General features: G+C 38.5%; 9 protein-coding genes. 1 reads left to right on the top strand and 8 read right to left on the bottom strand.

The genetic code is table 11. The features are described 5' to 3' along the window. Window positions 1–132: 132 nt before the first annotated feature. A complete protein-coding gene (locus AC6CHV_RS15265; RefSeq protein WP_121449498.1) occupies window positions 133–435 on the top strand; it encodes an iron-sulfur cluster assembly accessory protein in 303 nt (100 codons plus the stop codon). A 41-nt stretch (window positions 436–476) separates the two neighbouring features. Here the strand turns inward: AC6CHV_RS15265 and pruA are convergent, their stop codons facing one another. The 8 genes from pruA to pcrB form a co-directional block, all read right to left on the bottom strand. Continuing rightward, entirely contained in the window at window positions 477–2,024 is a 1,548-nt protein-coding gene (gene pruA, locus AC6CHV_RS15260; protein WP_341329775.1) for an L-glutamate gamma-semialdehyde dehydrogenase, read from the bottom strand. 219 nt (window positions 2,025–2,243) lie between these two features. Beyond that, window positions 2,244–2,606, bottom strand: coding sequence for a hypothetical protein (locus AC6CHV_RS15255; protein ID WP_341329774.1), 363 nt, complete (start codon window positions 2,604–2,606; stop codon window positions 2,244–2,246). A 33-nt stretch (window positions 2,607–2,639) separates the two neighbouring features. Next, window positions 2,640–3,155, bottom strand: a complete 516-nt coding sequence (locus AC6CHV_RS15250) for an acyl-CoA thioesterase (protein ID WP_341329773.1) — start codon at window positions 3,153–3,155, stop codon at window positions 2,640–2,642. Between the two features lie 574 nt (window positions 3,156–3,729). Then, window positions 3,730–4,641, bottom strand: coding sequence for a LysR family transcriptional regulator (locus tag AC6CHV_RS15245; protein ID WP_440273128.1), 912 nt, complete (start codon window positions 4,639–4,641; stop codon window positions 3,730–3,732). Window positions 4,642–4,812: 171 nt separating this feature from the next. Next, window positions 4,813–6,018 (bottom strand): CamS family sex pheromone protein, encoded by a 1,206-nt coding sequence (locus tag AC6CHV_RS15240; RefSeq protein ID WP_341329771.1) that lies wholly within the window; start codon window positions 6,016–6,018, stop codon window positions 4,813–4,815. A 13-nt stretch (window positions 6,019–6,031) separates the two neighbouring features. Then, window positions 6,032–8,038: an NAD-dependent DNA ligase LigA gene (gene ligA / locus AC6CHV_RS15235; RefSeq protein WP_498079157.1), complete on the bottom strand. Its 2,007-nt coding sequence runs from the start codon at window positions 8,036–8,038 to the stop codon at window positions 6,032–6,034. Window positions 8,039–8,056: 18 nt separating this feature from the next. Continuing rightward, window positions 8,057–10,291: a DNA helicase PcrA gene (pcrA, locus tag AC6CHV_RS15230; RefSeq protein ID WP_341329769.1), complete on the bottom strand. Its 2,235-nt coding sequence runs from the start codon at window positions 10,289–10,291 to the stop codon at window positions 8,057–8,059. Between the two features lie 71 nt (window positions 10,292–10,362). Continuing rightward, window positions 10,363–11,049, bottom strand: a complete 687-nt coding sequence (gene pcrB / locus AC6CHV_RS15225; RefSeq protein ID WP_498079156.1) for a heptaprenylglyceryl phosphate synthase — start codon at window positions 11,047–11,049, stop codon at window positions 10,363–10,365. Window positions 11,050–11,473 lie beyond the last annotated feature (424 nt).

The following is an 11,473-nucleotide window of genomic DNA, read 5'->3' as shown; positions in this document are numbered from 1 at the left end:
TAATAACTATTCATCGAAACTAATAAAATTAAATCGAACTTTTTTCAGAAAAAGGCTATATATTTGTTATTTTTCAGAAATACTGAGAAAATAAGTAGTATAAAATTTTAATAAAAAAACAGGAGAATCGACATGAATGTAAAAATTAATCGTAATGCTGCAAAAACAATGAAGAAAATGCTCGAAAGTGAAGAATCAGAAGGAAAAATGCTTCGCGTGGTAATCACAGAAGTACACGGTGACCACGCCCATTATGCCCTTCAGTTTGATAACCCTACAGAGCATGATGAAATTGTCAAAACCGATAAGGATATTGAAGTCCTTCTTGATACGAGGGATGCGGAATTTTTAGATGGTGTATGGATTCAATTCTTCTACGTTCCAGAAGAGCAATTTGTAATTACCAATCCTAAAAAAGGACATCACCACCATTAAACATTAAAACGCCCTCTCATGTGATGAAAGGGCGTTTATTTTTATAGCATTTCAGATATTGTTTTAGCTTGCATGTGAAGAAGAAGATAGTCTGGGCCACCTGCTTTTGAGTCTGTTCCAGACATATTGAAGCCACCAAATGGTTGATAGCCTACAATTGCTCCCGTACATCCACGGTTAAAATAGAGATTACCCACGTGGAAGTCTTCCTTTGCTTTTTCGATATTTGCACGGTTGTTTGAAATAACTGCACCTGTTAATCCATACTCTGTGTTATTTGCAATGTCAATTGCATGGTTAAAATCGCGTGCCTTACAGAATGCGACTACAGGACCAAATATCTCCTCTTTCATGATACGTGCCTCTTCTTCCACATCAGCGAAGATTGTAGGTTGGATGAACCAGCCTTTAGAATCATCACCTTCTCCACCATGAAGAAGTTTCCCTTCCTTCTTCCCAATCTCAACATAGCTCATAATCTTGTCATAAGCACCTTGGTCATTAACAGGCCCCATATAGGTTGATTGTTGAGTAGGGTCTCCCACTGTTAGTTCCTTTGTTAATTCAACAGCACGGCTTAGTACCTCATCATATACATCTTCCACGATAACTGCACGTGAACATGCTGAACATTTTTGTCCAGAGAATCCGAATGCTGATGCAACAATGGATTTAGCTGCTAATTCTAGATCAGCTTCTTTATCAACGACGATTGTATCTTTACCGCCCATCTCAGCGATGACACGTTTTAACCAGATTTGGCCATCATTCAATTTGGATGCACGCTCATATATACGTAAACCGACATCACGTGATCCAGTAAAGCTGATGAAACGAGTTTTTGCGTGATCTACAAGGTAGTCACCCACTTCAGAGCCACTTCCAGGGATATAATTGACAACCCCTGCAGGTAACCCTGCTTCTTCTAGAACTTCCATGAATTTCGCAGCAATTACTGGAGTTGTACTTGCTGGTTTCAGTAACACCGTATTACCAGAAACTAATGCAGCCGTAGTCATACCGGCCATAATCGCAAAAGCGAAGTTCCAAGGTGAAATGATAACCCCAACACCTAGTGGGATATAAGTAAAACGATTATGTTCAATTGGACGGCTTTCTACCGGAATTCCATTCTTTAATTTTAACATTTGTCGTCCGTAGTACTCCATAAAGTCAATAGCTTCTGCTGTATCTGCATCTGCTTCATTCCAAGGTTTACCCGCTTCTTTTACGAGTAAAGCAGAAAACTCATGCTTGCGACGACGAACGATTGCTGCTGCTCTAAAAAGAATATCAGCACGCATTTCCGGGCTTGACTTTCTCCACGTTTGGAATGTTTTATCCGCAACTTGCATAGCCTTTTCAGCTAGCTCTCGGTTTGCTTTTGACACACGGCCAACTACTTCCTCTTTGTTAGCAGGGTTTACAGAGACGATTTTGTCTTCGGTTGAGATGCGTTCACCACCTATAATTAGGTCGTAATTATTGCCTAAATATGATTCTACAGTCTTCAGACCGGCCTCAAACGCTTTCATATTTTCCTCAATTGAAAAATCAGTAAATGGTTCATGTTTGTAAGGTACTACCATTCTACTTCGCCTCCCTTTGTACTCATTAAAGATAACAATATCATTCTACTAAAATAAAGCGCTTACTTCAAACGGGAATTAAATAGTCGAAATACTCTTTATACTTATTTTATACAAAAAAAGGGTAGTTCCATCCAAAACAAAAGGGTGAATTGAATCAAAGTCCAATACACCCTTACTCTCCACTCTTTCCAGTGGTTTATTCATTTGTCTTTTGCCTTATGAACGGATTGAAGATGGACCAACTAATGCTGTTGGATTTTCACCTAATGCTAATTTACTGATATTTACATAACTAAGCTGTTTATGCGTATTCAACATTTCTCTCAATTCATTAAATTTTGCATCCGCTCTTAGTTTTTCAACTTCTCTTTGATAAACAGATGCTACATAATCTTCTGAGGACATTGGTTGGATTTCCCCCATAATTAATGAGCCCATATATTGATACCCATACTGCATTCGACGGGTTAACTTAATGATATTTATGAATTTTTTATAAATAGTTGGCTTTGTCTTGTTTAAGTTTTCAATCGCATTTTGTGCATCTTTCAATTGCTTGTAACTTGCTACTACTATCATATAATCATCTTCCTTATTTATGTTTATTTCCCATTAATCCCATGGTTTGTCCAGTGAAAGGTTAGCCACAAGCTCATGATTTTGTTTCCTTTTTAACTTGCGAATTCTTTCTCGTTCTTTTCCCGTCTCATAAAGATACTTTTCTTCCTTTGTTTCCGGAATAACACCTGGCACTTCCATTGGTCTTTTATTTTCGTCAAGAGGGACAAAAGTCAAGAATGCTGTTGCCGCCATTCTTCGTTTCCCAGTTTCAAGATCTTCAGCAATCACTTTACAGATAATCTCCATTGACTTTTTCCCTGTATAGCTGACAAATGATTCAATACATACAGAATCAGTTACTCGGATTGGTTCAATGAAATTAACATTGTCAGTCGATGCCGTAACACACTCCTTTATCCGTGAATGTCTGCGGGCAGAAAGTGTTGCACAGGCATCCATCTTCTTCATTAGAACTCCGCCAAATAAAGTATGATAATTGTTCAAATCATTGATCAGTACTTGATCGGTTTGAATAACACGCGTTTCTTTAACTTTCCTTGCTTCCATTTAATCATCACCATTTATATAAATGCTACAAGAATGAATCTCATAAGCATTAGATTTTTTTTCACAAGGACAATTATACTACTGCCAAAGTAGAAAAATACAATGCCAATTCATATATAACATACATAACAAAATTGCATGTAAACGCCCCCAAACCATAAAATAAATGGCTGTTTTCGCAAACTTTGTTGTTTTTTATAACGTTGACTTCTGCTTCAGGTGGACGCTTTCCGCGGGCGTGGCTTGAGTCTCCTCAACGACATGTGGAGGCGGCTTGCACAGTAACGAGGAGTTGAAATTTCTCAAGTTTCTAGCCGCTGAAACTGGACACGTCGCTGCTGCTCCTGCGGGGTCTCAAGTCTCACGCTTTTCCCGCTGGACATTGAATTTGCTTCATTGAAATAACCCGCGCACGAAGAAAATGTGAATACATTTTCGAGGAGTCGCCACCTTACGCTCCAATCAACTAGGTTTGCATTTTTATCTCAAAAAGCAACAACCTTTTAGAAAAGAGCCAAATAAAAAAAGCTCCTCCTTAACCAGGGGAACTTTCTGACATTTATGTCCAGCTATATTATGAATCATACGGGTTAACAGTTGTCAGCTTTGCTTTTGCAAACCGGATAAATTCTTTGGTAACTTGTGATAAGTATTCATCTCTTTTCCAGACCATTGCTAAATTCCATTCGATTGTCGGATTTGTTATGTTGACCGTTTGAATATCATTTGCAAGTTCATTTGTTAGTTCTTCACATATACTTTCTGGTAGCAAAGTGATACCCAAATTCGAAACAACCATTTCCTGAATGAAATCTAACTGTGACGTCTCAGAAATAATGGATGGTTGAAAACCAGCCTCCCTACAAGCTGAAACGACAAGACTCCTCAATTCAAATTCTCGATTAAACATAATAAATGACTCTTCCTTAAGTTCATCCAATGACACTCCCTGTCTCTTGGCAAGGTAATGAGCCGATGGGACAACAAGTTTTAATTTTTCCTTAACAAACAACAAATAGTCAAATTGACTATTTGTTTTACGAAGAACGATTACTCCAAAATCCAGTAACCCATTAATAATTTTCTCTTCTATCGCTTTTGAACCATCTTCATCTAATTGGAATGTCACCTCAGGATATTCTTGATGGAACGAAGAGAGTAATTGTGAGAAAAAGATAGAATTGGTAATGGTAGGTAGCCCGATGCGGACATGCCTTTTTTTTAGCATGAATGCTTGATTCATCTCTTCATCTAGATGCTCTAACTGTTGCTCAATTTTCAATGCATGTTTTTTTAAAATTTGTCCCGCTTCTGTTAATATTAGTTTTTTTCTCTTCCGAATAAAAAGCTGTGTACCAAGTTCATTCTCTAATGATTTGATAATTCTGCTTAGGGCAGGCTGCGTAATAAATAAATTTTCAGCAGCATTTGTAAAATTTTCAGTTCTCGTAATCTCAATAAAATATTGTAAATGTTTAAGTTCCACTTTTATCAAATCCTTGTTTTCGTACTAAGGGACAATGGTAGCCTATGCTTATTTAATTTCACCAATCACATGTTTCAAGGAATTGGAATTCCTTATTACGGGTAGTAACAACTACACTAGACTCCCTGGTAAAAAAGACCTAACGCGTATGTGGTTAGATCTTCTCTACTCTTAATTATACACGTGAACAGTCGGTTCACTTTCGCCTGCATCCCGTATGATAACACTCTCAGCTCCACTTTCAGATTCGATATATACCTGAAGCGAAATATAGTTTTCAAAATGCTCCATTATTAGACCCGTCACGTATTGTGTAAAACCAATAACCTCTGCTTTTCCATAGAATTGCATAGGGATTTTAAGAGTTAACTCCTGTAGCTCGTCGTCCTTATAAAAACCTTTTCCGACAACTGCTGTAAAATTAGGGAAGAAATCTGCAATAGCGTCAGAAAAATTTTGCACCATTAACGAATCCTCACGATAATTACTTTTTGCCTCGTTAGATGGAAAGAAGTAATACTTTTCATTAATTGTTTCCCATTTTCCGATATTCGACGAGTTAGCATCCACTTTTGCCTTCATGATAAAGTTTCCTGGGGCAACTGCACTAACTGCCTGCTGTTTAAACAAAGCAACGACAATTGGAATATCACGTATACTTGCATATTCTTTTTCGGTTCGAATTCGATTAATGATTTCCTCTGCTGCTTTTTTTCCTTCTCTTTCGATTTCAGCATTCGAAATTTCTACATCCCTTGGATATCCACCCATTGAATCTGGCAAATTGTAATAATGATGGGAGTTCATGCCTATTCCAATGACAATTCCTCCAATTTCTAATTTGTCTTCATTATTTTTAATTAAATAGTTCTGTTCCGTAATTGCAGCAACATAGATTGGACTCTTCTTCATAGCTGCCTCATAGCCTGGGTCCTCATTTGATGTATCAAATATCGGATTTAGTCCTTCGTTTGGTAGATTCTTTTTCTCTAATGCCTTTTCATATGCTTGCTGCTGGGCAGATGACCTTTTCCGCTTTAACCAGTCTTGAACCGTCTCTTTTTCAAGATACTGGCCTTCCTGGAAAAAATATTTGTCCGATGGAAATGAATCCTGAGCGATTCGCATTAATCCCGTTTCGAATTCATCGATATCCAATCGATTGTTAATATATGATGCAACAATCCCCCGCGCTTTTCCTGTCTTATAAGGAAGGACCGCTTTATAATAGGAATCTGAAATATTATATCTAGGAATAATCGCTTTCTCCGCTTTCTTATCTGAATCCTGAACGACTTCTGTCTCTTGTTCAAATTTAGGGGCACACCCAGATAAAAGAAGCAAAAACGCTAAGCCTAGAAGGTATAGGTTTCTCAAGTTCGAACACCTCTTACTTCCTTAGTTCTTGTACCAGTCTTTCCTCGTCCCAAATCTCAATTTTTAAATCCTGTGCTTTTGTAAGCTTCGAGCCAGCTGCTTCACCTGCAATCAGAAGGTTAGTGCTTTTACTTACACTTCCTGTAACCTTTCCTCCAAGTGCCTCAATTTCAGCTTTTGCTTCATTTCTTGACAATTGCTCAAGCTTACCCGTAAGAACGATGGTCTTTCCAGCAAAATAGGAATCACTATCTTCTACAGATACAAGCTTAGGACCTTTATATTCCATATTTATTCCATACTCACGTAGTTCATTTAGAAGTTCATGAACCTCTGAGAGCTCAAAATAAGTGACAACCGCATCAGCCATTTTTTCGCCTATTTCATTGATCGCCGTAAGTTCTTCCCTTGTGGCAACCTGTAGCTTCTCCATTGTTTCAAAATGCTGGGCCAATGTTTTTGCTGCTTTAGCTCCAACATGTCGAATCCCTAAACCAAATAGTAGTTTTTCTAAGGAGTTTGACTTTGAATTTTCAATTGCGGCAAGAAGATTATCTGCGGACTTCTCACCCATGCGTTCAAGATTAATCAGCTGTTCCTTTGTTAATGTGTACAGGTCTGCAACATCTGAAATCAATTTTTCATCAAATAATTGTGAAATCACCTTTTCACCAAGTCCATCTATATTCATGGCATTTCGACAAACGAAATGAATCAACCCTTCTCTAATCTGGGCTGGGCATTTCGGGTTAATACAACGTAAAGCGACTTCTCCATCTAAACGGACTAAATCACTCTCACATTCCGGACAATGTGTCGGCATGTAGAACTCTGGTTCCTCACCTGTTCGTTTTTCAACAAGGACATTCACAACCTCTGGAATGATATCCCCTGCTTTTTTTACGACTACAGTATCCCCAATCCGGATGTCCTTTTCACGAATTAAATCTTCATTATGAAGAGATGCTCGCTGCACGGTTGTCCCTGCCACACGAACAGGCTCAAGGATAGCCGTAGGTGTGATTACTCCAGTTCGACCGACACTTAACTCGATATCAATCAGCTTAGTAGTAACTTCTTCTGCCGGAAACTTATAGGCAACAGCCCATCGCGGACTTTTTGCAGTGAATCCAAGCTCGTCCTGCTGATCAAATGAATCAACTTTTATGACAATCCCATCAATATCATACGCAAGAGCTGGACGCTTTTCTGTCCATTCCGCAATGTAATCTAGAATTTCCTCTATACTTGCACATCTTCTGCGTTCAGGGTTTGTTTTAAAGCCTACTTCATCAAGCATATCAAGGCCTTCACTATGTGAATCGACCCCTAGATTCGTTGAGTCCGCAATCGCGTATAAGAAGATATCGAGATTGCGACTTGCTGCAATTTTCGGGTCAAGCTGTCGCAATGAACCTGCAGCCGCATTCCTCGGATTTGCAAATGGTTCTTCTTCATTTTCGAGTCGAGCCGCATTTAGCTTTTCGAAAGATTTTCTCGGCATAAATGCCTCTCCACGAACCTCAATATCGATCTCCTTCTTTAAACGAAGTGGAATCGAACGAATCGTTTTTAGGTTAACCGTGATGTCTTCTCCAATCGTCCCGTCACCGCGAGTAGAGCCTTGAACAAAACGACCTTGTTCATAACGTAGAGACACAGCAAGACCATCAATCTTTAACTCGCACACATAAGAGATAGAATCACCAACTGCTTGACGTGCACGGCGGTCAAAGTCACGCAAATCCTGCTCATTAAATGCATTACCGAGACTTAACATTGGAATTCGATGCTCTACTTTGTGAAAGGATTCTAGAACCTGCCCACCAACGCGGACTGTAGGAGAATCTCCTGTTTGTAACTCAGGAAATTCCTCCTCAAGCTGAATCAACTCACGCATTAACCGGTCATACTCCGCATCTGGTACAGAAGGTTTATCCAATACATGATATTCATAATTGTACTGGTTTAAAAGTTCATGAAGCTCCTGAACTCTTTCTTGTGCTGCCACTTTATCCATACACCAAACCTCTCTTTCCTAGTTTGCCTTCGTGATTGGTGCAAATTTTGCAAGCAATCGTTTGATTCCAGTTGGGCTAGGGAATGCAATATCCAGTTCCTTCGATTCCCCTTCTCCCTTCACACTGACAACCGTTCCAATTCCCCATTTTTTATGCTCAGCCTTGTCGCCAACCTTCCAACCAATTTCATCTCCGCCAGTGGATTGTGCAACTGGTCTTGAGAAAACCCTTCTTTCTGGCTGTTTCGCAGGTGAAGGTGAGGATGACGAAGAAAATGGAGTACGCATTTGCTGTCTACGTTGCTGACCCAAATCTTCAAGAAGCTCCTCTGGGATCTCAGCAATAAAACGTGAAACTGGATTCATTGATGTTCGTCCATACAAGGTTCTCATTTGTGCATTTGATAAATACAACTCTTCTTCCGCTCTTGTAATCCCTACATAAGCAAGGCGGCGTTCTTCTTCCATTTCCGCTTCTTCCATAAGAGAACGACTATGTGGAAAGACTCCTTCTTCCATTCCCATTAAAAACACAACCGGGAACTCAAGTCCTTTCGCAGAGTGAAGTGTCATCAGGACAACTGCATTATTTTTATCATTTTCATCTTCTTCTAGTTTATCAATATCAGCCACTAATGCTAAATCTGTTAAAAAGGCCACAAGACTTTTGTCATCATTTGTTTTCTCAAAGTTTTGAGTAACAGATAAAAATTCTTCGATGTTTTCAATTCGGCTCTGAGATTCAAGTGTTTTTTCAGCCTTTAAGATTTCAACGTATTCTGTCTTCTCTAAAACATTTTCAACCAATTCAGTGACCGATAAATAGTCCTGCATTTGGACCCAATTATTAATTAAATCTCTAAATTCGCGTAATGCTTTTGTGATTTTTGCACTTAAACCAATCTGTTCAACCTCTTGCAATGCTTGGAACATGGAAAGGTCTTGTGCAATTGCATAGTTGGCAATCTTATCGATAGAAGTCGCACCAATTCCACGTTTTGGGACATTAATAATTCTCGTTAAGCTAATATCATCGTCTGGATTCGCAATTGTGCGCAAGTATGCCAAAATATCCTTAATTTCTTTCCTGTCGTAGAACTTAATTCCGCCAACAATTTGGTAGTTGATATTGGATTTAAGCAAGACTTCCTCCATCACACGAGATTGGGCATTGGTTCGATATAAAATCGCAATGTCTTTAAAGGTTCGTTGTCCACCATCTACAAGTTCACGTATTTTCCCTGCAACAAACTGCGCTTCCCCAGATTCACTATCGGCACGGTAGTACAACAGCTTTTTCCCTTCGTCATTTTCCGTCCAGAGATTTTTCGGTTTACGGTTCATATTGTTTTGGATAACTACATTTGCTGCCTGTAAAATTCGTTTTGTTGAACGATAGTTTTGTTCAAGCAAAATTACCTTTGCATTTTTATAATCTTTTTCAAACGAAAGAATATTGGTGATATCCGCGCCACGCCAACGATAAATCGACTGATCTGAATCACCCACAACACACAAATTCCTAAAACGTGAAGCTAGAAGCTTAACCAGCATATACTGGGCACGGTTTGTATCCTGGTACTCATCCACATGGATGTACTGAAATTTACGCTGATAGAATTCCAACACTTCCGGAACTCGTTGGAAAAGTTGGATTGTAGTCATAATGAGATCATCAAAATCAAGCGCTTGGTTTTTACGCAGTCTTTTTTGATACAACTTATAGACATCACTTACAATCTGCTCATACATGCCACCCGCTGTTTTTTCATATTCTTCAGGTGTTTGCAATTCGTTCTTCGCGCTGCTGATTGTTCCTAGAATCGTACGTGGGTCAAATTTCTTCGGATCAATATTTTTTTCTTTTAAAATATTTTTGATAACCGAAAGCTGATCAGTTGTGTCTAAAATGGAGAAGTTTCGATTGAACCCCATTCGGTCGATGTCTCTTCGTAAAATTCGAACACACATTGAGTGGAAAGTTGAAATCCAAATATCTTCAGCTGCTCCTCCTAGAATTGCTTGTACACGATCTTTCATTTCTCGAGCTGCTTTATTAGTAAAGGTGATCGCCAAGATATTCCACGGCGCAACTTCTTTTTCCACCATTAAATAAGCAATACGGTGTGTCAAAACTCGAGTTTTACCACTCCCTGCTCCCGCCATAATTAAAAGTGGACCATCTGTTGCTTTAACCGCTTCTTGTTGTTCTTCGTTTAATCCCGATAACAATTTATTGCTAATAAATTGCAATTTCTTCACCGTCCTATTTCAGTATCGTACATACGTTCTATTTTATCCGATTTTTATGAGGATTTCCATTCTTATCCCTTAACAGCTTGTACTGTTTTTAAAGCTGCATTCATGTCTTCGTATATAATATTTCCTACGACTACAGTATCGGCAAACTGTCCCATTTCCTTTGCCTGTTCAGCCGTCTTTATTCCACCGCCGTAAAACAGTTTTGTCGTTTCTAGTGTTTCTCCTACAGCTGAAACAATCTCCTTATCCCCGTACGCTCCACTGTATTCTATATAAAAAATAGGGAGGGAAAACATTTTTTCAGCCATTGTTGCATAGGCTACAACATCATCCTTTTCCAAAGAAGCATTTGCACTTGTCAGCTTAGCCGCTTTACAGTCTTCATTAAGAATGCAATAACCTTGCATAATCATTTCTTCCCAATTCATAACATCTCCAAATTCCTTTACCGCCTCATGATGCATCCCCATCATCCATTGTGTATCACTACTATTTAATACAGTAGGAATAAAATATAAATCAAAGCCAGGTGTGACTGACTCAATATTTGAAATCTCTAAAACAGCTGGTACAGTATAACGTCGGATTCGAGACATTAAGTGAAGGACATTGTCCAATGTCACCCCATCGCTTCCACCAACAATAATCGCATCTGTTCCAGATTCACAAATTGCATCTAAATGTTCCTCACTGATTTCCTTATCCGGATCCAGCTTAAAAACATGTCTCCATTCTCTAAAATCGTACATGAAGATCCTCCATTCATCATTCCATTTCTCCATTATATCAAAACTACATCCATCTATTAATACTTAGGTGGATTTCATTAAAAATGTACTTTTATTGCAATTAATTACAGATGAAAAATATGGCTAATCTCATTTTATTTTAGGAAACTTGTATAAATTTTGAAAAAGGATATGGAATAAAGACCGTATAAGACTAGATTTTTGGATAATAGTGGAAAAAGGTTATAACACAAACCCTTTATACGACCTGACTTATGAATAAAAATGGCTTAGCACGTGATTCAAGCTTAGGTTAAGAACTTCATACTCTTGATGAAGTACTTAACTCCTTAATGTAATTTAAGTTTTGTTCCTCATACACTTGATGAAGTACTTAACCTGTTAATGTTTCTTAAGTTATGTTCCTCATACTCTTGATGAAGTA

This window comes from Ferdinandcohnia sp. GQ5, from assembly GCF_059759275.1.
Note: the sequence above shows the minus strand (reverse complement) of the source record. Positions and strands in the feature narration are given on the sequence as shown.

Bases quoted from the DNA above. Each gene is read 5' to 3' on its own strand.
- pruA (WP_341329775.1), bottom strand. From the start codon at position 2,024: ATGGTAGTACCTTACAAACATGAACCATTTACTGATTTTTCAATTGAG.
- AC6CHV_RS15250 (WP_341329773.1), bottom strand. From the start codon at position 3,155: ATGGAAGCAAGGAAAGTTAAAGAAACGCGTGTTATTCAAACCGATCAA.
- AC6CHV_RS15265 (WP_121449498.1), top strand. From the start codon at position 133: ATGAATGTAAAAATTAATCGTAATGCTGCAAAAACAATGAAGAAAATG.
- AC6CHV_RS15255 (WP_341329774.1), bottom strand. From the start codon at position 2,606: ATGATAGTAGTAGCAAGTTACAAGCAATTGAAAGATGCACAAAATGCG.
- ligA (WP_498079157.1), bottom strand. From the start codon at position 8,038: ATGGATAAAGTGGCAGCACAAGAAAGAGTTCAGGAGCTTCATGAACTT.
- pcrB (WP_498079156.1), bottom strand. From the start codon at position 11,049: ATGTACGATTTTAGAGAATGGAGACATGTTTTTAAGCTGGATCCGGAT.